General features: G+C 66.3%; 15 protein-coding genes and 1 pseudogene. 5 read left to right on the top strand and 11 right to left on the bottom strand.

The annotated features are described in order from the left end of the window. Position 1: 1 nt before the first annotated feature. Positions 2–2,896 carry a tetratricopeptide repeat protein gene (locus ACPDIX_RS02770; RefSeq protein WP_423430250.1) on the bottom strand — a complete coding sequence of 965 codons (2,895 nt, stop codon included), beginning with the start codon at positions 2,894–2,896 and terminating at the stop codon, positions 2–4. A gap of 154 nt (positions 2,897–3,050) precedes the next feature. Between ACPDIX_RS02770 and ACPDIX_RS02765 the strand changes: the two genes are divergently transcribed. From ACPDIX_RS02765 to fsa, 3 genes are all read left to right on the top strand, one after another. Further along, complete coding sequence (locus tag ACPDIX_RS02765) at positions 3,051–3,704, top strand: phosphoribosylanthranilate isomerase (protein ID WP_423430249.1); 654 nt, start codon at positions 3,051–3,053, stop codon at positions 3,702–3,704. Positions 3,705–3,735: 31 nt separating this feature from the next. Beyond that, entirely contained in the window at positions 3,736–4,761 is a 1,026-nt protein-coding gene (locus ACPDIX_RS02760) for a class I SAM-dependent methyltransferase (protein WP_423430248.1), read from the top strand. A gap of 260 nt (positions 4,762–5,021) precedes the next feature. Then, positions 5,022–5,690 (top strand): fructose-6-phosphate aldolase, encoded by a 669-nt coding sequence (fsa, locus tag ACPDIX_RS02755; protein ID WP_423430247.1) that lies wholly within the window; start codon positions 5,022–5,024, stop codon positions 5,688–5,690. Between the two features lie 154 nt (positions 5,691–5,844). Here fsa and ACPDIX_RS02750 read toward each other — a convergent pair whose 3' ends face one another. From ACPDIX_RS02750 to rpoD, 4 genes and pseudogenes are all read right to left on the bottom strand, one after another. Next, the gene (locus ACPDIX_RS02750; protein ID WP_423430246.1) at positions 5,845–7,080 is read right to left on the bottom strand and encodes a rhamnogalacturonan acetylesterase; all 1,236 of its coding nucleotides are present in this window, start codon (positions 7,078–7,080) and stop codon (positions 5,845–5,847) included. Positions 7,081–7,348: 268 nt separating this feature from the next. Next, the gene (locus ACPDIX_RS02745; protein WP_423430245.1) at positions 7,349–9,127 is read right to left on the bottom strand and encodes an exo-alpha-sialidase; all 1,779 of its coding nucleotides are present in this window, start codon (positions 9,125–9,127) and stop codon (positions 7,349–7,351) included. A gap of 365 nt (positions 9,128–9,492) precedes the next feature. Then, positions 9,493–9,987 (bottom strand): annotated as a pseudogene (locus tag ACPDIX_RS02740) (sulfatase family protein); the annotation flags it as partial. Positions 9,988–10,233: 246 nt separating this feature from the next. Further along, positions 10,234–11,859, bottom strand: a complete 1,626-nt coding sequence (rpoD, locus tag ACPDIX_RS02735) for an RNA polymerase sigma factor RpoD (RefSeq protein ID WP_423430462.1) — start codon at positions 11,857–11,859, stop codon at positions 10,234–10,236. A 697-nt stretch (positions 11,860–12,556) separates the two neighbouring features. On the opposite strand from rpoD, the gene ACPDIX_RS02730 reads away from it, so the two are divergent. Beyond that, positions 12,557–13,978 carry a Gfo/Idh/MocA family oxidoreductase gene (locus tag ACPDIX_RS02730; RefSeq protein WP_423430244.1) on the top strand — a complete coding sequence of 474 codons (1,422 nt, stop codon included), beginning with the start codon at positions 12,557–12,559 and terminating at the stop codon, positions 13,976–13,978. A gap of 80 nt (positions 13,979–14,058) precedes the next feature. On the opposite strand, the gene alaS is transcribed toward ACPDIX_RS02730, so the two are convergent. After that, complete coding sequence (gene alaS, locus ACPDIX_RS02725; RefSeq protein ID WP_423430461.1) at positions 14,059–16,782, bottom strand: alanine--tRNA ligase; 2,724 nt, start codon at positions 16,780–16,782, stop codon at positions 14,059–14,061. A 333-nt stretch (positions 16,783–17,115) separates the two neighbouring features. Here alaS and ACPDIX_RS02720 point away from each other — a divergent pair, with 333 nt between their 5' ends. After that, entirely contained in the window at positions 17,116–17,913 is a 798-nt protein-coding gene (locus tag ACPDIX_RS02720) for an NIPSNAP family protein (RefSeq protein WP_423430243.1), read from the top strand. Positions 17,914–18,208: 295 nt separating this feature from the next. Here ACPDIX_RS02720 and ACPDIX_RS02715 read toward each other — a convergent pair whose 3' ends face one another. From ACPDIX_RS02715 to ACPDIX_RS02695, 5 genes are all read right to left on the bottom strand, one after another. Next, positions 18,209–19,099 (bottom strand): sugar phosphate isomerase/epimerase family protein, encoded by an 891-nt coding sequence (locus ACPDIX_RS02715; protein ID WP_423430242.1) that lies wholly within the window; start codon positions 19,097–19,099, stop codon positions 18,209–18,211. 13 nt (positions 19,100–19,112) lie between these two features. Further along, positions 19,113–20,516: a Gfo/Idh/MocA family protein gene (locus tag ACPDIX_RS02710; RefSeq protein WP_423430241.1), complete on the bottom strand. Its 1,404-nt coding sequence runs from the start codon at positions 20,514–20,516 to the stop codon at positions 19,113–19,115. Positions 20,517–20,622: 106 nt separating this feature from the next. Continuing rightward, entirely contained in the window at positions 20,623–22,815 is a 2,193-nt protein-coding gene (locus ACPDIX_RS02705) for an alpha-L-arabinofuranosidase (protein WP_423430240.1), read from the bottom strand. Positions 22,816–22,994: 179 nt separating this feature from the next. Continuing rightward, the gene (locus ACPDIX_RS02700; protein ID WP_423430239.1) at positions 22,995–24,908 is read right to left on the bottom strand and encodes a hypothetical protein; all 1,914 of its coding nucleotides are present in this window, start codon (positions 24,906–24,908) and stop codon (positions 22,995–22,997) included. A gap of 269 nt (positions 24,909–25,177) precedes the next feature. Beyond that, positions 25,178–26,560 (bottom strand): NAD-dependent succinate-semialdehyde dehydrogenase, encoded by a 1,383-nt coding sequence (locus ACPDIX_RS02695; RefSeq protein ID WP_423430238.1) that lies wholly within the window; start codon positions 26,558–26,560, stop codon positions 25,178–25,180. Positions 26,561–26,682: the final 122 nt, after the last annotated feature.

The following is a 26,682-nucleotide window of genomic DNA, read 5'->3' as shown; positions in this document are numbered from 1 at the left end:
GCTACGATCCCCCACCTCGCAACGACCGCAACCGTTCCATGACGTTGGTGTACTCGGCCGTCTGCCGCGGCGCGGTTTCCAGATACGCCTCGTAGTGCTGGATGGCCGTGTTCGTGTCCCGACGGCGCCAGGCGATTTCGGCCAGCCCGTAATGAATGGTGTGCACGCGCGGATAGAGCTTGAGCAACCGCTGATAATCCTGCCATGCGTCGTCCAGCCGGCCCAGCCGGAGCTGTGCAATGGCCCGGTTCAGCCATGCCGGATGATTGTTCGGCTGCAACGTCAGGAGCCGGTTCAGCACCTCCACGGCTTCCTCGAACCGGCCGGCCTGCAGGCAGGCGTAACCCTTGTTCATCATCGCGTCGGTGTCCTGGGGCATCACCTCCAACTGGCGATCGAACAGCGGGATGGCGTTTGTCCAGTCGCCGGCCCGCAGGTACACCTGTGCGCACACGGCCAGCAGATAATGGTTGGTCGGACCCGTGCCCACGGCCTGTTGCAGGAGCTTGTGCACCTGTTCGGGCTGGCCCAACTGCATGCGGGCCATCCCTTCGAGGCCGAGCAGCTCGATCTGATTGGTGAAGGTCAGGCCGAACCGCTCCGGTGCCACCTTCAGCTCCTCCACCACGGCCAGGGCGTGCCTCGGGCGCTGTACGGTCAGGTACAGTTGCGCCAGCCAGAGGCGCGAAGGCAGGTCCTGCGGGTCCAACTGGCGCACGCGGTCGAATTCACGAATGGCCTGGCGGAACAGAAATCCCTGGGCGAACACCCGGCCCTGTTCGTAACAAAACGTGGGTTCATCAAACGGACCATTGTCGCCGATCAGCTGGTCCCAGGTGCGGTATCGCCGGAACAGGTCTTCCACCGGTCCGCTCAACGTGATGCGCGTGGGATTTCCCTCCCGCACGGTGCGATTGTACTCGGCATTGATCCGCGCCACCACGTTGTCGGGATTCAGTTCCAGCGCCAGCCGGAAACAGTCCGCCGCCTCCTCCCAGCGCCCGGCGCGTTGCAGGTCCACGCCGAACCACGTGAGGGCCCGCGCGTAGCTCAACGCCACCAGCCGGGCATCCGTGAGCACCGGGCGGCCCACCCGCAGCCGGGAGAGCAACCGGTCCAGCAGGTTGGTCGCTCCGGAGCGACCCAGGGCCCGGCGCAGCCCGTCCATCGCGCCGCCGGCCGTTTCCCGCCAGAACCGCAGGTTTTCAGCCACCGCATTCGTGTCCAGCGGCGGGGGCAGGACCGTCTCGGCGTCGTAGGGCTGCATTTCCCACACCAGACCGTGCGGCAGCGGCCGGAAGTTCTCGAAGTAGTAACCGAAGCTCGGATGCAGGTAGTAGACGGGGCGCACCTGGGCCACGCGCAGCAGGCGGTCCACCAACCAGACCGGGTTCAACGGTCCGGGCGGTGTGTTGGTGGGCGGTTCGGGCCACACGCCGTCGCTCCACCGTCGCAGCGCCTGATGATACTCCGGGAAACTCAACAACCGCGTGTCCACACCCAGATGCGGCGGGGTGTCCGGCGTGGATTGCAGGACCGAAAGCACCGGCCAGAGCCGCAGCGGATCATCGCTCAGCAACACGGCCGCCTGCGCGGGCAGACCCTCCCGCGCCAGCCGCCCGTACTGGGTCAGCCAGCGCCCGTCGGCGGTGCGGATGACGGGGAAGTTGCGATAGAACAGCAGCGCGCCGCTGGCCACCAGCAGGACATACACGCCCGCCACCACCGCGCGGTTGCGCCGTTGCAAGCCCGGGTTCCACCGGTGGGAACGCCGCCTCTCGCCGAAAACCACGAGAAAGTATCCCGTCGAGTACCCCACCACCAGCGCGCCCAGCCAGTGCAGGGGCAGAAACGCCGTGCTCAACCCGAGCCGTGAGGCGGCAAAGGGCGGCTCCAGCGCCACCCAAAGGCCGCCCACAAGAAAGATCCCGCGCAGGACGTGGAAACTGAAGTTGGTGAGATTGGATCCCACCCGGCTGATGTCGCCGCTGAGCGGCCGGAACCGCACGGCCAGAATCGCCAGGGGGATCAGGGAAAAGAGTGCGGCCAGGACCAGGGCCTCCCGCGCATACAACACGTGTGCCACGACCTGGTTCTTCTGCTCGGCCAGCACCATCTTCACCGCCGGCCAGAACGGGACGGTCATCTCCGGATGCAGCCTGGCCAGCAGGGGCGTGGCGAGGTAAAAGGCGCATCCGGCCAGTCCCAGCAGCCAGGCCCGGGTCAGGAACCGCGCGCGGAAAAACGACCAGCCCATCACCCACATCAACGCGCCCACGAACGCCGGCAACAACAGGACCTGGACCCAGTTCTCCACCATCCCGAGCGCGTACACGAAGACGGCCTGATCCAACCAGCCCTCGCGCGCGTCCACGCGGTACTCCAACAGACACCGCACCACCCAGGCAAACAACAGCAGGTCGAACATCGCCGGCCCGCCGTCGCGCGCACGGTCCCAAAACGGAAAGTGCAGCCCGCCCACCACACAGGCCGCCACCACCGGAATCCACGCGCGGCGCCCCGTCAACCAGCCCCATTCATTCCTTTGCACCACCTGTTCCAGCGGTGTCCGGTCGTACGGCAACAGCGCCACACACCGCGCCAGCAATCCCAACACGCCCGCGGCGCACAACGCTGAAAAGGCGCTCAAGACCACCGGCACCACGCCCGCCGGCAACCCGCGCAACGGCCAGGTCAGAAGGGTGTAAACGGGCGAGGCCAGACCCGGCTGCCACTGCAGCCCCGTCAGGCCCGCCACACTCAGGATGTTCCCGACCGTCAAGCCCCGGTTGAGGGTGAGGAGGTAAAGGACCCACGCTGTCCCAGCCACGGCCCAGGGCAGGGTCACGGAGACGAAACGCCGTTCCTGCTGCATCGCTAACGGTTGGGTCGTCATGCAGACCGCGCCCAGATTGTCCCACCGGCCCCGTGCTTGGCAAGCATCGCCATCTCCTCGCGCCGATCCGTCACCCAAGGTTCACGCAAATGTCGCCGCTGCGGGCACTCTTTCATCCCCGGCCTCCGGTGCCTGTGCTATGTTCGCGCCGGTCATGAGCGCAAGGGACGTTCGCATCAAAATCTGCGGGATCACCACCCCCGAAGACGCCATCGCCGCGGCCGAAGCCGGGGCGGACATGGTCGGGTTGATGTTTGCCGAGGCCAGTCCCCGTTACCTGCCGCCCCCCGCGGCGGCGGCCGTGGCCCGCGTCCTGCCCCCGCACGTGGTGCGTGTGGGCGTGTTCGTGGATCCCGATCCGGCGCTGGTCTGGCAGGCGATCACCGCCTGCAGCCTGGGCATGCTGCAGTTTCACGGGCAGGAACCCCCGGAGTTCTGCCGGCAATTCGGCCTGCTGACCATCAAGGCCTTTCGCATCCGCGACGAATCCTCGCTGGAACTGCTCCGGGCCTACCCGACCGACGCGTGGTTGTTGGACGCCTGGGTGCCGGGCAAGCCCGGCGGAACCGGCCGGACTTTCAACTGGGATTTGGCACGACGTGCCCGCGACTGGGGCCGCCCCATCATCCTGGCCGGTGGACTCAACCCCGACAACGTGGGCGAGGCCATCCGAATCGTCCAACCCTTCGCCGTGGATGTCTCCAGCGGAGTGGAACTCGCCCCGGGACGCAAATGTCCCGTGAGAATGCGGGCCTTCGTGGAAGCCGTCCGCCGCGCGGCAGCCGAGCCGGCCCCGGGCCCCTCCTGAACCCCGTCACCAACTTCCCCGGCACCCGCGCATGGACGAGTCGCTGCACACGGAAACCGAACGGCTCCGCCACGCATGGGATCGGCATGACCCTGCCTGGCTCGGCCAATACCTGGTCCAGGACGTCGAGGACCCGCGCCGCAACATCCAGAGCATCCTCACGCGCCATTTCCTCCTGGCCGCCCTCCAGCGTTCCGAGTGGGAACCGCTCTTCCAGGCCGAACTGGAGTTCGCTGCCGCGTTGAACTGGTTGCTGGAACCCCGGCACGGGGTGGAAACCGCAGAAGACCGTCGCCTGCTGCACTTCGCCCTCCGAACCGGCGCCCCGGACGCCGAGGGCATCCAGGTCCCCACTTTCCTCCACCGCCTCTTCCGCCAATTGCCCCGGACGATCGGGACCGTGACAGTGCCCCATTACCTGGAGCGGTTCCTCTCGTCGTCCCGGTCTGCCGGACCAGACCCCTCGGCGAGCGACGATCTGCTGGACACCTTCGCGCGGTTGTGGTTCGAACGGCTCTCCCCGCTGCCGCCTGCCGGCCTGAGCGTGCTCGAACCGGCCTGCGGCTCCGCAAACGACGCGCGATTCCTCGACCGCTTCGGTCTGTTGCAGCTCTTCGACTACACGGGGTTCGACCTCTGCCCGGCCAACGTGGCAAATGCCCGGCGGCTCTGTCCGCGCGGCCGGTTCCTCGAAGCCAACCTGTTCGAACTCCCCTTCGCCGATCGCAGCTTCGACTTCGCGTTCGTCCACGACCTTTTCGAACACCTCTCGCCCCGCGCCCTGCCCGTGGCCGTGCACGAACTCTGCCGCGTCGTGCGCCAGGGTCTCTGCGTCCACTTCTTTCACATGGACGAAATCCCGGAGACCCGGGTTCAACCCCTCGGCCCTTATCACTGGAACCTCCTCAGCCTCGAACAGACGTGGAATCTCTTCACCGCCGAGGGATTCGACGGGGCACCGCTCCACATCGGATCCTATCTGCGGCAGCGCACCGGTTCGCCCTGGACCCACAACCCCGCGGCGTACACCTTTCTGCTCTACCGCACTCGCCCGTGATTCCCGGCCCCCGGCCTTGACGGACTTGCACACGGCCGCGGCCCGTGGAAATTGTGGCTGCCCAGCGCCCCCGGCCGTCCCTCAAGGGCCGCCTCTGGAGGGTAAAGAAGCGCGCCCGGCAGGTTGGCCGAACCGGTGGCGGCGAACCTGCAGACGGAACGCGTCCGGCCGGACAAGCCGGGCCTGGCGTGGCAAGCCAAATGAACAGTCACTGAGAACGTTCACACAAACACCCAACTGATCGGAGGCAGATCGAACCCATGAAATTCTTCCTGGACACAGCGGACCTGAACGAGATCCGGCAGGCGGTGAGCCTGGGCATTCTGGACGGCGTGACCACCAATCCCACGCTGATCCGCAAGGCCGGTGCGCGCGACTTTCACGAGCACATCCGGCAGATCTGCGAGCTGGTGCCGGGCGACGTCTCGGCCGAGGTGACCGCCGTGGATTACGAGGGCATGCTGCGGGAGGCACGCCAACTGGCCAAAATCCACGAACGCGTCGTGGTCAAGATCCCGCTCATCCCCGAGGGCATCCGCGCCATCAAGACGCTCTCGGAAGAGGGCGTCCGCACCAATTGCACGCTCTGTTTTTCGGCCACGCAGGCCCTGGTGGCTGCCAAGGCCGGGGCCACCTACATCAGCCCCTTCGTCGGCCGCCTCGACGACATCTCCTCGGAGGGGATGACCTTGATCGGCCAGGTGGTCCAGATCTACCGCAACTACGATTTTCGTACACAGGTGCTGGCTGCATCGCTGCGTCATCCCATGCACGTGCTGGATGCCGCCCTGGTGGGGGCCGACGTGGCCACCATGCCCTTCCCCGTGATGATGCAGTTGCTGAAGCATCCGCTCACCGACATTGGCCTGGAACGGTTCCTCAAAGACTGGGAGGCCTACCTGCAGGCTCAGAAATCCGCCGGGGCGTGAAAACGCGCCGGGTTCTCCCCCGGCAGGCCGGGGTATTGCCAGAACCTGCCGGGCCAACCGGGCCCGGTTTCCTCTCAGGCGCTTGCGCGGTGCCTCCGCAGCCGTGATGCAAGCACCGCGCGGCGCACAGGAGCACGCGCAGGCCCGGCCCGGGTCAGCTTCCCTCGGGTTTTACCTCCGATCGTTGCGGACTGGGCGGAATGCGCACCGCGTCCGGCCCGGGCGGATGAAGAGCGTCGAAAGGTTCGAGGTCGGGCACCAGGAACCGTGCGATCGGCAACCGGGCCTCACGCAGCCCCTCCACCACGCAGCGGGCCAGCAACCAGGCGCCGTACACCGTGTGGTGCGACCCGTCCACGAAAGCGCGGTCGAGATCCGGCCCCAGCGCCCGATAGAGCCCCGTGCTCGCCCGATTCAGATCCACCAGGGGCACCCGCCACTCTCGCGCCACCCGGCGCATCGCCTCAGGGTACTCGCCCAGGGTCGGCCGATCCACACCCGCCTTCCGTTCCATGGAGGTCACCAGGACCGGTTCGGCCCCGCGCGCACGCACGGCCTCCACCAGCCGGATCAGGTTGGTCCGGTAGTTCGCGTGCGGGCCGGTGCCCTCGCCTTTCTCCTTCTGATCGTTGTGGCCGAATTGGATCAGAACCGTGTCCCCGGGTTTGAGCTCGTTGAGGACCTTCTCGATTCGAAGGGCACGGAAGGAGCTGGTGAGAGACTCTCCCGACTCCGCATGATTCGCCACCGCCAGCCCGAAGCGGAAAAACCTTGGAAGGATCTGTCCCCAACTGCACCACGGTTCGCGCGGTTGATCGGTCACGGTGGAATCTCCCAACAGGAACACGGTGGGCGCGTCGGGTTCCGGCACGATTTCCAGTGCCACCACCGCGGGTTGCACGCCGTTGAACTCCAACGTGAGTTTGTCGTCCCAGTGCAGAACGCCGTGCTCGCGCGCTTTCAAGCGCACCGAACGGCCGTCCGGCAGCCGCGGGGTCCGGACGTTCACCGTGAAAGCCACCGTCAAGAACCGGCCGGGCTGCGTCGCCACCTGCTCCACCATCAGCCGGCGGGACTCCGCCTTGATACAGGCGGACGAGCCCCGGCCGGCGTGACCCAGCGTCAACAGCACACGGTAATTCCCCTCCGGTACCCGTACGGAAAAGAAGAATGGCGTGTCGGACGTCACCCCGTCGGCCAGCAGCTCCGTGGGACCGTCCTCCCGAAAGCCCGAGGGTTCCGACCCGAGGTCGAATCCCCACCCCCGCTCCGGCGTGTAACGGTCCGACGAAACCACCCGCACGCAACCCCCCGCGCACGGGCCGCTGCCAAAATCGAATCGCCACGGTCCGTCCGCATGTGCGGTCGCAAAAGCAAGGAAGATCGCCATCCCCGTCAGGCGCCATCTCTTCCACCCCGACGCTGCTGTCCGGCCAAGGTTCGAAGCGGTTCGCCGGCGCGTCGCCGTGCGTGGTCGTGCCCGCCGGCTCCTGCTGATTGTGCATGCCATGGGAACTCCCTCTTTTTGAATACTGTCGTGTTGCCCTCCGACGGGTGTCCGCTGCGCCCTTTCGGGCCTCGACCTGCGGACCCCACTCTTTGCAGCCCGCCCGCCGGGCACCGGCTGCCGGCCCATCCCCGGACGCGGCGCCGCCGCCTCACTCCGCATGCAACCAGTAAAACCGTGACACATCGGAACGTGCAGGTTCCCGGATGCGGTTTTGGCCGTCCTGCCGGATCACCGGGTCCATGACGCGCTGCCCGGGACCGCCGGGGTCCCTTCCGGCGTACAACCGGACATTGGCGGCGGTTTCCGGCCACACAACCTCCCGGATCCCTGCGTCCTGCCGGAGTTCCAGCCGCAGAGGGACGGCATTCGAAAACGTCACATTGTCGAACTGCGCGTCACATTGATGGGCGCGGACGCCGATCTGCCCCCGCAGAAACGTCGCGTCGCGAACCACCAGCCGCGGTGTGACGAGGTTGTTGACGAAGACCCGGATTTCCTCACCGTCGAAGGCAACACGCAGCCGGTACCAGGTCTGTGTCTGCACCGGCATCGGCCGGTTGGTCAGCAACGTCCATGCGTTGTTCATCCGGCCCAGCAGCACGAAACCCGAGGTGTCCAGGCCGGCGTAATAACCGAAGGCATGATCCGGCCCCTCGTAATCCGGGTTGGTCACCCGAAACATCAGACCGGCGTTGCCCGGCGAAGACAGCAGCACATCCGCATCCAAGACGCCATTGCTCCAGAAGGCATCCCCGGTGAGAGCCTTGCCGGTCGCGCCCTCGTTCTCCAACACGTAACGCCCCTCGCGAACCGCAATCCGCCCGCCGTAGCGCGTCCAACCGGCGTCGGTGCCGTCGTCGAACGTCGCCGTCCACGGATTCGGCCACCTTGGCCGCGGCAAGAGGGTGCCGAACCGGATGCGCACCCCGTTGGTGACTGCGAACACGGCCACCTCGTCGCCGCGCGTTTGATAGATCGCCGGCCACGTATGGGCAAACCCCACCTCCCACGCGGGCGGTTCGATCCTCTGCCAGGTCCGGCCGTAATCCTCGCTGAACGACACCTCGTTTTCGCAGGACGTGACCAGCACCAGGCCGTTGCTCAGGCTGGTCACGAACGGCCCGCAATGATGGCACGGAATGCGGGTTCCGATGCCCTCCGGCCAGTTCACCCCGTCGGCAGACACCTTGCTGTAGACATCCGCACGGCCCAGGTTCACCACCTCGTAGACCAGCAGGTACTCTCCGTTGTCCATCCGGGTCATTTGCGACATGCCGGGACGAAGGTTGCTCCCCGCGGGCGGTGTCACGACCCACTGTTCCGGTCCCCAGGTCCGACCCTCGTCGGTGGACACCCGCAAGGAGATCAACTGGCTGTACCCGGAGTGCTTCTCGTTGGAATAGGTCACCACCAGGCGGCCGTCGTCCAGCACCCAAAAGTCCGGTTCCCACAGTCCCCGCCCCTGTTGGGCGGTGAGTCCTTCGCTGGCGTCTATGGTGCTGCGGTACACCCAGGTGCGCCCCCCGTCGGTGCTCGCGTACACCGGGAGCCGGTACGATCGGTTGGGGATGAGCGAACGCATCGTCAGCAACAACGTCCCGTCCGGCAACGCCACCAGCTCGCCGTTGTCCAGTGTGCGACCCGGTTCGCGCACCTCGGCCAGCGTGCTCCAGGCACGTGCGGCATCCGTGCTCAACGAAATGCGAAGGTAACTGTTTGTCCCGGCCGGATACCGCGTGGTGACGGCCAGCCATTGTCCGTTGGTGTACCGGATCATGCGGCCCCACCCGCCGCCCAGGTACAGAGCCGGTCCCCATGCGATCGGTCCGGCAGGGCCGGCTTGCAAACCCGGCGCCAGCAACAAGGCCAGCATGCCCACCCGCCACCGCCAGCCTGCGCGGCGGCCGTCCTTCGCCGTTCCTTCCATCTTCGCCCAGCTTGTTTCCCGGGGATCCGGCGGGCAAGAAAACGCGGCCCGCACCGTTCCCGTCCGAAAACCGTTGCTACCGGACACAGTTACCGGCCACGTGTCGCGCAGTGCGCGGTTGCCGGGGCAGAGGCCCAAAGAGAGAGCCTGCACGCAGCCGCGGGGAAGCCCACGGGGGCTCGGGCTGCGAAAACCGGGCACCGGCCGGTGCCGCATCCCGCCGCTCGGGTTGCACGGGATTCTCCATGAGTGTCGCACCCCTGTGAAGGGCCACGGGACGGAGCGCGTTGTTCATGGACCCGAGCGGTGCCAGGCCCGAACCAGCCCGGTCGGTCCGAGCCCGGAGCATGTCGGCGGGGCGGCCGGCCGTCGTGGGCATCGCACAGCGGCAGCAACCGCGGGCCGAGCCCCTCGAACTGGGTCGGCATTTCTTCGAACCCGTACTCGGTAATCAGAGGTGCGTCGGCCACGTCGCGCTGGCCGCCCAGGTGCCATTTGCCAAAATGGCCGGTGGCATATCCCGCCCGATGCAGATATCGGGCCAGCGTGGGCGCACGCGGGTCCAGCCACTGAGCCATCCCGCGACGTTCATTGGCGGCGCGGCTGTCGAGATAGGAAAGGATCCGCCAACGGTGGGGATACTGGCCCGTCGTCAGCGCGGCCCGTGAAGGCGAACAGATGGGTGAATTGACGTAGAACTGCCGGAATCGCAGCCCCTCCGCTGCCAGCCGGTCCATGTGGGGCGTGCGCACTTCGCGGTTGCCGAAGCAGGACGGGTCCCCCCACCCCCTGTCGTCCACGAAGATCACGACAAAGTTCGGCCGGGACGCGGCGGTTCTTCCGATGGCGCCGCCGCGCATCCGAGCAAACCGAGCAGCAGCAAGCAAAGACGACCCCCAAGGACCGCAACCGGGGCGGGAAAGAAACGGGCCGCGTTAGGGAAGGTTTGCGTGACGGGAAGGCCGTGCAACCGGTTCTCACCGGGCCGAGCATGGACCGGTCCGGGGTCGCGGGCAAACCGATTCCGCCGAGTGTCCACCGGCGTTTTGCAGCGCCCCGGACGTTTTCCGCCCCGGTACGGCGGGCCGGGCCTTCAACCTGGGGCCTCAGCTGCCCGGCGCGGAGAGAGCGGACCACGCATCGCCCTCGAGGAACCCGTGCAACAGCCGCAACCGGGTGGGATGCCGCATCTTCCGGAGGGCCTTGGCCTCGATCTGGCGGATCCGTTCGCGCGTCACATTGAACTGTTTGCCCACCTCCTCGAGCGTGCGCGCGTACCCGTCCTGCAAACCGAAACGCAGTTCGAGCACCTTCCGCTCGCGCTCACCCAGACTGGCCAGGACCTTCTGCAACCGTTCCCGCAGGAGACTGTAACTGGTCAGATCCGCCGGGTCCTCGGCATTGCGATCCTCGATGAAATCCCCGAACGTGGCGTCGTCGTCCTCGCCCACGGCCGCCTGGAGCGACAGCGGCTGCTGCGCCATGCGCAAAAGACTTTGCACACGGCTCAGGGGCATCTGCAGGTCATCGGCCAGCTCTTCCGGGAGGGGCTCCCGGCCCAGCACCTGGGAGAGCCGTTTCTGGGCCCGCAAGACGCGGTTGATCACGTCAATCATGTGGACCGGAATGCGAATGGTGCGCGCCTGGTCCGCGATACACCGGGTGATGGCCTGCCGGATCCACCAGGTGGCGTAGGTCGAAAACTTGTAACCGCGCCGGTATTCGAACTTCTCCACCGCCCGCATCAGGCCCATGTTGCCCTCCTGAATCAGGTCCAGGAACGAGAGACCGCGGTTGGTGTAGCGCTTGGCGATGGAGATGACCAGGCGCAGATTGGCCTCCACCATGTGGATCTTCGCGCGGACGGCGCGTTCGGCGGCCTCCTGGAGTTTGCGGTGCGCCTCGAGAAAATCCGACGCGGGCATGCGCACCAAGTCTTCCAGCGCGGTCAGGCGGTCGCGGTCACTCTGCAACACCTGCTGGAGCTCGGGCGTGCAAGGCCGGCTCCCGGCCTCCGCGATGCGCTGGGAACACCGCCGGAGCTCTTCCGCTATGTTGCGCGCCACCAGCAGCATCTCCTCGTGCACCTTCTGTTTGAAGGCAAACCGGGGGTAGAGCGCCCGGAGCTGAGCCTGCAGTTGTGCGCAGCGGTGCAGGGCGCGCGTGCGAACGGAGGCGCTGGCCGCCTGCCGGGCCAGTTTCCACTGGTGATCCGCCGCGCTGTCCAGTTCGCGCGCCCGGCGCAACAAACGACGCAACAGAACCAGGTGCCGGTTCCGCTGCTCGAGTTTCTGATCCATGACCACGCGGTCGAACCGTTCCTTGGGCGGCACACTCAGCAGCTTCTCGGCCAGCGCGATGTACTCCTTGGCGGTGAAACCAAGACCATAAAGGATGTCGCGCATCTCCGTCTCCGCCGCCTCGATGCGCTTGCAGATCTCGATTTCCTCCTCCCGGGTCAACAGCGGAACGGCACCCATTTGACGGAGATAGACGCGGACCGGATCGTCCAGGCTGTCCAGGTGTTTCTCTTCCGAAATCGGTTCCTCCTCGCCTTCGGTCTCCTCCGGGTCTGCGTGGTCCTCGTCCTGAATCCGGATCTCCAGGTTTTGCAGCTCCTGCCAGAGACGATCCGCCTCGTCCGGACCGAGCCCGTTCTGGGTCACCACGTCCTGAAAATCGGATTCGGTCAACGTCCCCTGCTCGCGCGCCAGTTGCAACAGCATCTTCAGCGCGGCAGACCGGGCGCAACCGTTGTTGCCCGGTTCAGCAGGAGGAGAAAGCGCCGCTGACGGGGCCTCTGCCGCATGGTCGGACGGCTGCCGCGACGATGGGGCCTTTCCCTTTCGACGTTGGGTGCGGGTTTCGCTGGAGGTTGAACGGGCTGCCGACGTCCTGAGATTCGTCCTGGCCATAAGGATGGGGAGCTTGCGCACCACCACGTGGTGGTGCGGCGGAATATGCGACGCCACTTCCCAACCGTCAAGAGATGCTTGCTCCGCGACCAAAAAATACCCTGTCGCAGCGATCCTCCCTGCTCCATCCCAAACAAAGGCTCGCACAAGGGCGGGCCCACCGTGCGTCCGGGGTGGCACGGTGACTCCGACGCCATCCACCAGCCGCACCCGGCCGGGCCGACGCCCATTTCATCCGCCCGCCTGTGTCAGATTGTCCTTCAAACGTTAACCGCGACCCTGTGTCGGATGAACCGAAACGCCGCGGCACCTTTCCGGTTCGTGCGCGCTGCTTTTGCCATTTACGCGCGAGGGTGCCGAAGGGCAAACTGCGGTCCGAAGATCGGAACGCGAGTGACAGGCTGATGAACCGACAGATTCCCCACGGCTCCATGGCGCATGCTGAAAACCGCGCGCCTCGCGTTTTCCGGTGCGACCCGGACGAGCCGTGGTCATCCGCTGAAACAGATCAACCATGAAAACGTCCCTGACCCGACGTGCGTTTCTCCGGCGTGCCGCCCGGACGGCCGGTGGTGTGGCCGCGGCCACCCTGTGGCGCCCCAACCTTCTTTTCAGCCAGGGAGCAGGGCGCAAGTTGAACTGCGCCGTGATCGGTTGCGGCGGACGCGGCATGAGCCATCTCAACGCCATCGCGACGGAGAACATTGTTGCGGTGGCGGACGTGGACGAAAACCGCTTCGCCGAAGTGACCCGATGGCTGAAGAGCAGGAATCTCGACCCTCAAAAGGTTCAGTTCTTCACCGATTACCGCCGGTTGTTCGAAAAGGTGGGCCGGAGTCTGGACGCCGTTTTCGTGGCCACGCCCAATCATCAGCATGCCCTGCCGGCCATGATCGCCATGCAACTGGGCAAGGCCGTTTACGTGGAAAAGCCCGTCTGCCACAACATCGGCGAGGCCCGCGCACTGCGGGAGATGGCGCGCCGGACAGGCGTGGCCACCCAGATGGGCAATCAGGGACACAACGAAGAAGGGTACCGCCGCCTGTGCGAGTACATCTGGGCCGGGGTGATCGGGCCCATCCGCGAAACCCACAGTTGGACCGACCGCTGCAACGGCGGGGAAGGCCCGCGCCCGCCGGCCCGGCCGGTCCCGCCGGGACTGCACTGGGACGAGTGGATCGGCCCGGCGCCGTACCGCGATTTCCATGAAGATCTCCATCCGCATTCGTGGCACGGCTGGTACGATTTCGGGAATGGATCGATCGGCAACATGGGTTGCCACGTGCTGGACGGCGTCTTCTGGGCGCTGAAGATCGAGCATCCCACCAGCGTCGAGGTGGAGTACCTCCGGGGCGGCAGCGATGAACGCTATCCGCTGGGCTCGCGCATCCGCTGGGACATTCCGGCCCGCGGCGATCTGCCGCCGCTGAAGGTCTACTGGTACGAGGGGCTGAATCCCACCACGAAGGAAAAACCGCAGGGCCGCCTGCGTGCAGCCGTCGGTGACGCCCGCAACCTGCCGCCGCTGCTGCTGGAGCTGCGCCGCCAGTACCCGGAGGAAGAGCTGGACCGCGGCGACAGCGGCACGCTGTACGTGGGCGAAAAGGGCATCATCTTCACGGGCACCTACGGCGAGCGCATGCACGTCATCCCCTGGGCGAAGATGCGCGAGATCCCCGAACCACCCCGGACACTGCCGCGGCCCAAGAACATCTTCGTCGATTTCCTGGATGCGGTTCGCGAGGGTCGGACGGACACGGCCGCCGGGTTCGAGTACGGCACGCGGCTGACCGAGTTCTGTGCTCTGGGCAATCTGGCGCAAATGGCCGGCGTGGGGCGGAAAGTGGAATGGGACGGCCCCAACATGCGCGTGACCAACATCCCGGAACTCAACGCGCGCGTGCAACGTGAAAACCGGCCCGGCTGGCGGATCTGATTCCCCGGCCGGGGCGTGACCTCACACACGCACCGGCCGTCAGACCGCCGTCTGCACCGGCTGCTGCGGGCCGCTCCGTGTCAGCCCACCAGCTCGCGCGCCCGCACCAGCGCCTCGTCCAGCCGGGCCGCGTCCCGGCCGCCGCCGCGGGCATGATCCGGTCTCCCACCACCGCGTCCCCCCACCAGTGGGGCAAGTTGCTGGATGAGCCGGCCGGCATGAACGCGTGCGGTGTGGGGCCCGGTCACGGCCGCCACCAAGGTCACCGCGCCATCGGCCACGCCCCCGAGCAGGATCAGCCCTTCGAACCGGGACTTCAGGGTGTTGACCATCTCCTGCAGCGTGTCCGCATCGGCGTCGTACCGCGCGATCAACACCGGCAGCTCACCCCGCCGCTCGGCCCGCGACAGGAGCGTCTCCGCCGCGGCAGCCGATTGCCTCTGCTGAAGCGCCCGGAGTTGTTTTTCCAGGGCCTTCTGCTGTTCGAGCAACGATTCGAGTTTCCGTTCCAGTTCCCCCACCGGAGCGTTCACCCGCGCCGCCGCGGCGCGCAGCAATCCTTCGGCCTCCAGGACCCGTTCCCAGGCTGCCAGACCCGCCACGGCCTCCACGCGCCGGATCCCGGCCGCCACGGCGCTCTCGCCCAGGATGTGGAACAGGCCGATCTCACCGGTGGCCCTGGTGTGCGTGCCGCCGCACAGTTCCATGGAGAAACCATCCAGGCCGCCGGGCGTGCCTCCGATCTGCACCACCCGCACCCATTCGCCGTATTTCTCGCCGAAGAACTGGAGGATGTCCGGCCGGTGCCGGACGTGCTCGTACTTCACCTCGATGGCCGACACCGGCGCGTTTTCCAGGATCCGTTCGTTGACCAGACGCTCGATCTGGCGCAACTGCTCCGGTCGCAGGGGCGCGCTGTTGAAGTCGAACGTGAGTTTGTCCGGCCCCACGTATGATCCTTTCTGCATCGTCTCCCTGCCCACCACCTCGCGCAACGCCCAATGGAACAGATGCGTCACGGTGTGATGCCGCTGCACGGCCCGACGCCGGTCCTCGTCCACCCGCAGCCGCGCCGGACCGCCCACCTCCGGCAGGGCCGGTGCTTCGGCGTCCCCGGGTAGGTCAAGGAAATGCAACCACACGGATCCCGCCTTGCGCGTGTCCGTGATCCGCCAGGAACGGTCCCCCTGCCGCAGCTCTCCCGTGTCACCCACCTGGCCCCCCATCTCGGCGTAGAACGGACTCACGTCGAGGATCACGGCCCAGCGATCCTGCACCCGCGTCAACTGCATCACGCGCGATTCGGATTCCAATTGTTCATAACCCACAAACCGGGTGGGCCGATCGGTCTCGAGCCGTGCGACCTCGACCACGGTCTTTTTTTGCGCGGCGCGCGCCCGGGCACGTTGCTCCTCCATCAGCTCCTCGAACCGGGCGGTGTCCACCGCCAGTCCGCGTTCCCGGGCCAGCAACCCGGTCAGATCCAGCGGGAACCCATAGGTGTCGTACAGTTTGAACGCGAAATCGCCGGAGATCCGTCCCCCGCCTGCGCCCCCGGCAGCGGCCTGCAGGCGCCCGATCTCCTCCTCGAACAGTTGCAGGCCGCGGTCGAGCGTGCGGTTGAATGCCTCTTCTTCCTGTCGGATGACCTCTTCGACCTGTTCCCGCCGGGCCCGGATCTCCGGGAAGACCTCGCCCATGGTGTCGGCCAGCACACTCACCAACCGGTAAAAGAAGGGCTGGCGGAACCCGAGGTTCCGGCCGTACCGGACGGCCCGGCGCAGAATGCGCCGCAGCACGTAGCCGCGACCCTCGTTGGAGGGCAGAATCCCGTCCGCGATGGCGAAACTCAGCGTGCGAATGTGATCGGCAATGACCCGGAAGGCCACGTCCGCCCGTTCCTGTTCGGTCGCCCCGGCGGTGCCCGGCCGCGGCAGGGTGGAACCGTATCGCCGGCCGCTCAGCCGCTCCAACGCGCTGAACAACGGTCGGAAAATGTCGGTCTCGTAATTGGAAATCCGCGCGCCCGCGAAATGCCGCAGTCCCTCCGTACCCTGGATGATGGCCGTGACCCGTTCGAATCCCATCCCCGTGTCCACGTGGCGCGCCGGCAGGGGCGAGAAGCTGCCGTCCGGATGGGCGTTGAACTGGATGAAAACCAGGTTCCAGATCTCGATGCACTGCGGATGGCCCTGATTCACCAGCGCACCCCGCGTGTTCCCCTCGGGCGTCAGGTCCACGTGGATTTCCGAACAGGGTCCGCACGGGCCGGTGTCGCCCATCATCCAGAAGTTGTCCTTCTTCCCTCCGAACCGGATGTGGACCTCCGGGTCCAGACCGGCTGCACGGAACAGCCGCGCCCAGTGTTCCCATGCCTCCTCGTCGAACTCGGCCGGGTCACCCGGCCCCGGGCGGTAAACCGTGGCGTACAACCGTTCCCTGGGAAAGCGCCAAACCTCCGTGACCAGTTCCCAGGCCCACTCGATGGCCTCGCGCTTGAAGTAATCGCCGAACGACCAGTTGCCCAACATCTCGAAGAACGTGTGGTGATAGGTGTCCAGCCCCACGTCCTCCAGATCGTTGTGTTTGCCACCGGCACGGATGCATTTCTGCGTGTCAGCCGCGCGCGGAGGCTGATAGGGACACGGCTGCAGGCCCAAAAAAATGGGCACGAACTGGTTCATCCCCGCATTGGTGAACAGGAGATTGGGCGAGTCCGGCAAAAGACTCGACGAGGGCACAATGGTGTGCCCCTTCGACCGGAAAAAGTCGAGGAACGACTGGCGAATCTCGGCTGATGTCATCACACGCATGGCTTCTGGCCGGACCCGCAAAAGGTGGAAACGGATTCCCGCGGTCGCTCCGCCGAAAATCCCCGGCGCCTTCCACCGTCGCGGGGCCGGACAGCGGCACAACCTACGACAACACCTGCCACCGAAGCGAGCCCAACTTTGGCCCCGCGCAGGCGCCCGACCCGCCACCGCGTGGCGCGAACGACTCTCAGCAGCCCCCTTGAAACTCTCCCGATCGCCCGGCCTGCGGTTCAAGCATGGCTCCCCGGCCCGAGAACCCTCCGCAGCCCGGGCGGAAGGTTTTGCGCATTGCCCCGGAAACGTGCCGGTGCCAATCTGCCGCGCATGCAACGGCGTGAATTCCTCCAATCACTCGGCCTGGCGGGGCTCGGCCTCTCCCTGGGAACCCTCCGCACCGCGGCCGCCGAGGCCGCCGGCCAGGAAGACCGCCAGATCTACGAACTGCGCCGGTATGAGCTCCGGCGCGGCCCGATGGTGCGCAGACTGGACGATTTCCTGGCCGAAGCGGCGCTGCCCGCCTGGAACCGCGCCGGGGTCCGGCCCGTGGGCGTATTCGACGCGGCCGTGGGCCCCGAGAACCCCACTCGTTATGTCCTGCTCCCCTGCCGATCGCTGGCACACTGGCTGGAGGCACGGCAGGTCGAAGCTTCCGACGCCAAAATCCTCTCCCACCCTTTCACCCAGGCGCCTCCGGGCGACCCGCCCTACGTGCGTTACGAGAGCTCCCTCATGATCGCCTTCGCGGGCATGCCCGCCCTGGAACCGCCGCCACAAACCGCCGCGGGCAAACCCCGCCTCTTCGAGCTCCGGATTTACGAGAGCCACAGCGACCGCGCCCACCGCAAGAAGGTGGAAATGTTCAATGTGGGCGAAATCGCCCTGTTCAAACGGACGGGGCTCCGCCCCGTGTTCTTCGGATCCACGCTGATCGGCGCACGGCTCCCCAACCTGACGTACATGCTGGTCTTCGATGATTTGAACGCGCGGGAGACCGCCTGGCGCACCTTCGTGGGCGACCCCGAATGGAAAAAGCTCAGCACCACGCCCGGGTACACCGACGCCGAGATCGTCACCAACATCACCAACCATCTGCTGCGTCCGGTGAGCAGCTCCCAAATCTGATCTCCCCCGCCCTGCTGGATCGGATCTTCGACCCGGCCGTATTTCCCGAAAGTTTGGCCAACTGCGCAGACCGGGGCCGTGCCGGGCGCGCGCTGTCAGCCGGGTGAAGCCCCGGGGTGCGCCGGTTGTGCCGGTCCGGCCGGCCCCGAAGCGGTGGCACGGGCAGCGAACGGGCGGTTTTCCGTGCGTCCCGCCGCAGGACTCGGAGATCGAAAACCCACACGAAAACCGCCTCCCCACTGGGAAACACCCGGCGTGCGGGAAACAGGCACCGGCGAAGCCGTCGCCCAAGGGGTCAGAGGGCAAGGATCCGGTCCACGCGCTCGGCCAGGTCGCGAAGCTCTTCCTGGGTGCGGGAGTCGCCCTGCTCGGTGATCACCCAGTCCCGATACCCCACTTCATCGAGAGCCCGCATGATGGCCGGCCAATCGTTGTCACCCTCGAGCAGGCGGACGTCGAAGCCCTTCCACAACCCCTCGGCGTCGCGTTTCTTGCGGCTGAACTCCTTGATGTGAACCTTGCAGATCCGCGGGCCAAGGATGCGGATCCACTGCTCGGGCCAGCCGTAGTTGAGGACGTTACCGCAGTCGAAGTGCCAGCCCACCCACGGACTCTCCAACTCGTCCACGTACCGCGCAGCCTCCAGCGGGCTGAGCAGGAACTGGTTCCAGACGTTTTCGATGGCAATGCGGACCTTCAGCTCGGCCGCCAGGGGCAACACCTCGCGGAGGGCCGCCTGCGAGCGTGCCCATGCCTGGTCATACGAGACTTCCTTGTTGACCACGGCGGGGACCAGCAGGACCGACGTCGCCCCGTACGCTTGAGCGTCCCGCAAGGTTCGTTCGAGCGCATCGATGCCTTCGCGACGGACCCGGGGATCGGGATGGGAAAGGGGCTTGCTCCAGTGATGGGCACCGCAGACGCTGGGAATGGCCAGACCGGTTTCGTCGCGGGCGGCCTTCACCTCCTCCACGTCCATGTGGCTCATCATCTCCACACCGTCGAAACCCGCCGCCCGGACCGCGGCCATTTTGTCGCGGACGGACCCGGGCAGGCCGATCGTGGCCCACATGATGCCCTTTTTGAGCCTGCGCCGTTCGGCGGCGCGCACGAGACCGTGCCGGGCAAGGTCGGTGGCTGCCGTGAGGGCGACCGCGGTTGTGGCAAGGAAACGTCTGCGATTCATCGGCAGGGGCGGATCAAACAAACTTGGTTTGCCCCGGAATGGCCATCGGAGCCACGGGGAGTTTCATGTCCCAGCTCAACGGATCCGGGACGAGCCGCTCCTGGGAGTTCTGGATCATCTCCCAGGTGATTTCCTGGCCGGTATAGGCGGCCATCCGGCCCATGAGGGCCACCCAGGTGCTTTGCACCTGCCATTCGCCGTCGTTGATGGGCTCGCCCCTCCGGATGGAGGCAAACAACTCGTCGTGTTCCTGCTGGTACATGTCGTTGTTGGGGCCGGTGAACCGCCAGCGGTTTTCGCCCTTGATGTACACGGCGCGCCAACCGTCAATGACGCCCTCGCCCCGGCTGCCCATGAGGAAATCGGAGTTCTGGTTGAAACAGCCCGCGATCTGGCGCTGGCCCAGAAAGGCGCGAACGCCGTTGGACCATTCGTACACCACGTGCATGTGATCGTAGATGTTGCCCTCGTGATTGGGGGTTTGACGGCCGCCGGTGGCCACGGCCCTGGCAGGCGGCACGTCCCGCATGGCCCACAGGATCTTGTCCACGCTGTGGCACGCCTGTTCCACCAGCCCGTCTCCGGAAAGCCAGACGAAGTTGTACCAGTTGCGGATCTGCCATTCCACGTCGCCCATGCCGGGCGGCCGCGCCGAAGGGGGTGGCATGGGTTTGACCGGACCGGTGTAGTAGGTGGCATAGATGGCGCGGATGTCGCCGATGGCCCCGTCGTGGATCCGACGATAAAACTCCCGGCGCGCGCGGTCGTAACGCCAACAAAAGCCCGCCACCCAGGCCAGGTTCTTCTCCCGGGCCATCCGCACCGACTCGAGGACGGATCGAACGCCCGCCACGTCGGTGGCCACCGGCTTCTCCACAAACTGATGTTTGCCGGCCTCGACGGCCGCCCGGACGTGCTGCGGGCGGAAACCCGGCGGGGCGGCCTGGAGCACGACATCCACGCCCGATTCGATGAGCCGCTGGTAAGCGTCCAAACCGACAAATCGCCGTTCCGGAGGCACCTGCACGCGGTCGGCAATCGCCGGGTCCTGGGTCAACGATTTGAGTGCGGTCTCGATCTGCTCCGGAAAGACGTCCGCCATCGCCACCAGGACGGCTTTCGAATCGGCCTTCAATGCCTGGCCGGCGGCTCCGGTGCCGCGTCCGCCGCAACCGATCAGACCCACGCGAAGTGTCTCTCCCTGTCCGGCGTCGGGTTGAGAGCTGAGCACCGCGGGTGCAAGGGATGAGGCACCGGCTGGGGATGAGCGTCCGGCCGTGGTTCCGCATCCGCTCAGGACCGCTGGTGCGGCCAGGGCGCCCCCGGCCAGGACGGTCGTACGCAGGAAACTGCGGCGGGAGGTGCCCCGGACCGGGGAGGGTCGGGACGGGTCGGGCGCATGGTTCGGATCTGCCATGAGCGCGAAGCTAGGCCCGGGTGCGATCCAAGGTCAAGGGCGACCAGCCGGGAAACTCCTACAGCTTGCCAGTCAGGTCGGGGCTCCCCAACCGGCCAGCGGGTCTTCAGGGCCGGGCAAGAGCACGCCAGTATCGGGCCGGCTGATCGGGCTGGGGTGTGATCTCAACCATCCAGCGGCCGTCGGCAGGGCGATTGGTCGCCAGCGCCGACCAGGAGGCCAGGTCAGAAGAAGCCTCCAAAACGAGTGCCCCGCCAGGGGTGCCGGTGATTTCCAGCTGCCACGGGCCGGCGCTTTCGAACCGATGCAGACGGAGTCGGGGTGCCGCCGGTTCCGCCGGCGCAAAGGAGAACAAGGTGAGCGAAAGCGGCGGAAAGGCGTGGGTGAATACCGGACCCGGGATCTCGAGCGTGTCCTCTTGGAGATCCTGCGCGGCCGAAGGCGCGTTGGTCCGCGCCGCTTCATCCTGGGGAATGCCGTAGAACCGGACCGTGACCGCAGGTTGGGGGAGAAAACCCCGGAGGTCGAGCTGGCCGGTGAGGGTGCCTTGGGTGGCCTTGTTGAGGACCAGGACCGTGAGGGTGCCGTCCGTTCGACGCGCGGCGTGGACGGCCAGCCACGGGTTGGCGGAGGCCGTTTCCACGATGGCATCGCCCGCACGGGCAAAGTGGCTCATCAGTTTGAAAGCGTAAAAGACCGGGTGTCGCGTGTCCGGCCCGTTGATCACTCCCAGGTCACCATAGTCGCGCCACCCGTACAGGGTGGGATCGAAACTGCCGCTTCGGTCGGTACCGTTGCGGAGGTCCCACCAGACAAAGGCGTTGAACTCGGTACGCATGAGTTGGCCGAGGCTGTCGGCATAATAGAGCGCATTCACCAGGCTGGTGGATTGCCGGCCCTGGGCGCCGGCGTCGATGTTGTTTTCCGTGACGACCAACTCGATGGCCTCCCCCTCCGGGCCGAAGTAGTCGAGGATCTGCTGACGCAGATTGGCGGCGTCCCGGGCCCAGTTCTCCGTGGAGAACAGGGCCAGCGGGTCGCTGACCGGACTGTGAACGGGCTGTTCCGGTGTCCACTGGGGATAGTGATGGTGCACGAGGAAGTCGGGCCGGACGCCCAGCTGGCGCAGGGCGACCAGCATGCGCGGGGTCCAACCATAATGGGTTTCGCCGGTGCGCGGGTTCACCGCCGGATGGTCGCGATAACCGTTGTCGTAGCTGTCCTCGCCCGGCACGGCCACCACCCCGACACGAACGGTGGGGTCCACGGCCTTCATCTGGCGGATGTACTCGGCGGCCCGGACGGCGTAGGTGTAGGCGTCGTGGGGACGTGCGTTGGTGTCGTACTCCCACGGTCCGTAACATTCGTTGCCGATCTCCCAGTAACGGATGCCGTAACCGTTGACCACGTTGGCGTGGTGCACCCAGGCGGCGGCCTCTTCCGGGGTGCCGCTCCCGTAGTTGACCGTGATGAAGATCTCGCCGCCGAGGTTGGTCGCCACGCTCATGAATTCGGCAAAGCTCGTGTTCCACTGCCAGGTGTTGGTAAGGCTGCGGTTCGACGCCCAGTGATACTGGTCCGAGAGCGAGCCGCCCGGGAAACGCAGGGTGGTCACCCCCATCTCGCGCAACAGCCCGAGCGTGCGGGCACGTTCGGTGGAGTTGTCGGCAAAGTAGTTGTCCCAGATGGCCGTGTTGATGCCGAACCAGCGGGTGTCGGCCGTCCGGAGAATCCGGTCGGCGTGCACCGTCAGCGCAACCGGTGAAGGCACGGCCCGGGGGACAAGGCGGACCTCATCCACGTAAAAGGCACCCGAGCTTCCGTCGGCGCGCAACTGCAGGTTGATGCGTTCCAGGGTGGTACTGGCGGCCTTGCCCAACACGTCCAGCGGGATGACGTACGTGCGCCACTGGCCGGCCGGCAACGGGGTCGGCAACACATACGCAGGGCCCGTGCCGTCGGCGTCCTGCAGGGTCACTTGGAGTCGCTGTCCCCCGGTGGTGCCGCCGTGGGCCTCGAAGACCAGTGCCTGCCAGGGACGGGCGTCGAAGGGGGCGTGTCGGAACGAGAGACCGGGCCACTGGTTTGCGTTGCCCGAGGCACGGATGGCAGCCGAACCCGAGGCCACCATGGAGGTCTGGAACAGGTCCCGGTCTATCCAGCTCCAGTCCTCGAAGCCATTCACTAGGCGATCGGTGTAGATGGCCAGGGGCGCCTGGGCACAGAGGATCGCCGGGCCCAGCACCGCAGTGGCTCCGGCCCGGAGGGCAACTCGTAGGAACCCCTCACAAATTCGCATGGGCAGAAAATGCAGACACACGCTCACCCAGGAAAGAGCTCACCAATGAAAGAATGCTTCGCCATGGCTCGCACAGGCAGCACGGGTGCACGAGTTGGGAAAAGGGAGCTTGCAAACGAGGCACGGGACGATGGCCGGAGCCATCGTCCCGTGCCGATCGGAGCATGCACGGCAGCCGATTACTGGGGCAGACCCACTTGGACCGGGCTGCTGGTGCCGGTCTTGGTGGGATCGTCCACGCTGGTGGCCGTGATCGTGAAGGTGCCTTCGTTGCCGAAGTAGACACCCGGGAAGGTGGCCGTGCCGTTGACCATCTGCACGTCGCCGGCGAAGGTGAAAGCGAGGTCGTCACTGCTCAAAGTGATGACATGATTGACCCCGCGAACCGGGTACCAATTGTCGTCCACGGCAATGACCGTCAGATCGAAGGGCGTCCAGACCATCTGGGGATTGGGCGTGCCGCTTCGACCGGTGGCCGTGCCGGGGGCCGAACTTTCACCCGGGAGCAGGACCAGCAGCTTGGTGAAGACCCGCTTGCCCAGCGCCAGGAAGAGGGTGGGACTGTCCGGGAGGTTCTGCGATGTGAGGAGCACCTGACGCGCCCCGCCCACGCTGACGGGCGCACCGGTGGCCAATTCCAACCAGCCGCCCTGGGTGAGGTTGGTCCGGGCCATCACGATGGCATCCGAATCCGCCGGCAGGGTCCACCGGAACCAGTAACGCGCGGTGGGAGGCACGACCAGAACCCCGGCCGGGTTTTCGGCCGCGATGCCCCACAGACCGGTATTGAGTTGGCCGGCTGAGAAATCGTCATCCAACGGACTGGGCACGCCGGTGATCTGCACCCGGCTCAGAACGACGGACCGACCAAGGTTGGCAAACGAATTGGGTTGCGCACCCACGTGTACCACGGCCGGACCGTTGAAATACTGCACCCATTCGGCCGGGATGGTGAAATTGGTCGTGGTCCCGCTCGGCGTAATGATGGTCACGTCCGTGTTGTTGTTGAACACCACCTGCCAGGTGCCTTCGCTGACCTCGCTGTCCACCGTGGCCAGCGTGCCTTCGCCCCAGAGCATGCTGTTGCCCGAGCCCTGGTTGGTCTTGATCATGAACCGCGCGGTGGCACCGGGTCCCGCGCCGCCGGAGATCTGGACAAACACGACGTTGGTCGCGTTCCAGTCGATCGCTGAATCTCCCGCGCCCCACGGGAGGTTGTCCTGGGTCGGGGCAATGAAGAGGTGGACCTGGAACCCGTTCCACCCTCCCACTGGCGGACGCTTGATGGTCACCGAATAGGTCACCGGCCCGGACGCACCCACCCAGCCATAGGTGTCGCCCATCGTGTAAATACTCTGCCGCTGGTACTGGCCCGCGCCCGAAGCGATGAGGTTAAGCCCGCCCTCGGCCGGGACGACCGAGACCGTCGGCGGCGGTGGTGGTGCCACCGCGGCCTGCAGTTCGATGTTGTCAATCCAGAAGGCGATCGTGTGCCCCAGGTTCTCCGACGGGTCCCAGCGCTTGAACACCAATGCGGTGGCCTCCTCGATGCCGGCCAGTTGGGGATTGATGGGCACGTCAATGCGCACCCACCGGTTGGAGGCTTCGAAAGGAACGGTCACCGTACCCAGCGAGACCAACCGGCCGCCGTCCCAGTTGGCACTCATCGGATGGATCATCACGCCCAGGCGGTCACCGGAATTGTTGAAGACGTCCAACGGCATGGAAGAGTTCTGGCTGTCCCACTTGAGCCAGATTTGCAGGTTGGTAAACAAGGTGAAGTTGACCGGTCTGGAATTGTCCCATGCCCAACCGCCGAACGAACGGGCGACGACATATGTGTTCTGCCCCTGGATCGTATCGGCGGTGATGTAGGCGGAGCCGGAGCTGGGATCGCCGTTGGCATCCTGGCTGGAATCCCAGTTGATCGCACCGTTGCCCCACCAGGTGGCCCACCATTGGCTGGGCACGCCCGTATCGAAGGTGTCGATCACGTAGTTGGTGTTCTGCGCGAGGGCCGTGACGACCGCCAGCAACAAGGCGGCGGCACTTCGGGTCAAAACCCGGAGGAAGGTCGGATACGTCGCTTTCATAAGAGGTCTCGGTCTGGTTTCAAACAACTCCGACGCGGCCGTGCTGCCGGGCCGGTCCCGGCCCACCCGCGGTGGGCGGCTTCCGCCCTGCTGCTCCGGCACGGCGCCGTCGTTGCCGGTGTTTCCACCAGTTTGGGTTTCTCTTGACAGTTACCGTAGCAGGCTCGGCCGGGTTGTCATGTCCCCAATCTTCATGACACGACACTTTCCAGCGGCCACGACCGGACCGGAGGCCCGGTGCGTCCCGTGAGGCATGTCGTCCCGGTCTGTCAGCGGATACAGACGCTCTTGATGTTGACGAATTCGCGTAGTCCGAAGAGGCCCAGTTCGCGGCCGTACCCGGAATCCTTGATCCCGCCGAAAGGCAGGCGCGGATCGGACCGCACGTAGTCGTTGACCACGCAAACGCCCGCTTCGAGGTGCTCGCGAGCCATGCGTTCGCCGCGGGCGACGTCGCGGGTGAACACCGCGGCTCCCAGACCGTACGGACTCAGGTTGGCCAAGCGAATGGCATCGTTCTCATCCCTTGCCGGCACCACCGCGGCCACCGGACCGAATGTTTCCTCGTCGAAGACCGGCATGCCCGGACGCACATCCGTCAGGACCGTGGGCGGGTAAAAGGCGCCGGGACCCTCCGGGACCCGCCCACCGCAGAGGCATCGAGCACCCATCCGCAGACTGGCCTCCACCTGGGCATGCAACTGGTCGCGCAGGTCCCGTCGGGCCAGGGGGCCGACGGTGGTTTGCTCGTCCATCGGGTCGCCGGGGGAGCGAGCGCGCATGTACTCGGTCAGCCGGGCCTCGAACCGGGCACGGACGCCCTCGACCACGATGAACCGTTTGGCCGCGATGCAACTCTGACCCGTGTTGATGAGTCGGGCGAGGGCACAGGTTTCCGCCGCGCGGTCGAGGTCGGCATCCTCGAGGATCACGTAGGGATCGCTCCCTCCCAGTTCGAGCACGGTCTTCTTGAGGGCCGCTCCGGCGCGCGCCGCCACGGCGCGACCGGCCGCAGTGCTTCCGGTGACCGTGACTCCGCGAACCACCGGATGTTCGATGACCTGACCGACCTGGTCCGAGCGAATCGGCAACACCTGAAAGACACCTTCCGGAAGGTGCGCCTGCCGGACAAGGTCGGCCACGGCTTGCGCACAACCGGGCACGTTCGAAGCGTGTTTGAGCAGGAGGACGTTGCCCGCAGCCAGGGCCGGCGCAGCCGCGCGAAACACCTGCCAGAACGGGAAGTTCCACGGCATCACACCCAGCACGGGACCCAAAGGCACGAAGGCCACATAGCTGCGAGGCCAGTCGGTCGTCACCGATTCCTCCTGCAGGAAGTCAGCCCCGTGTTCGGCATAGTACTCGCAGACCCACGCGCATTTCTCCACCTCGGCCCGCCCCTGCACCACCGGTTTGCCCATTTCCCCGGCCATCAGCCGCGCCAGTTCGTCTTTCCAGGCCCGGAGTCGCCCGGCCAGGGATCGCAAGGCAGCTGATCGTTCCGCCGGCGAGGTTCTCCGCCATGCATCGAACGCCTGCGCGGCGGCCCGCAGGCGGCGTTCGAGTTCTGCCGGTGTCAACACCGGCAGGCGCCGCAGCACACGGCCCGTGCTCGGTTCCACAGCCTCCAATGGGGGCAGGTTGTTCTCCATGGCGGTTCGGCGGGCTCTTGCGGTTGCCGGTTTGGACCCGTGCTCCCGGGGCGGCCCCGCCTGGTGCACGCGCTGTTCCGCACCACGCGGCGATTCTACCCAGGCCGTGCCCCGGATTCCAA

This window comes from Limisphaera sp. 4302-co, assembly GCF_049537155.1.
In the GTDB taxonomy this organism is placed as follows: Bacteria; Verrucomicrobiota; Verrucomicrobiia; order Limisphaerales; family Limisphaeraceae; genus Limisphaera.
This window is presented reverse-complemented; position numbering and strand designations above follow the sequence as displayed.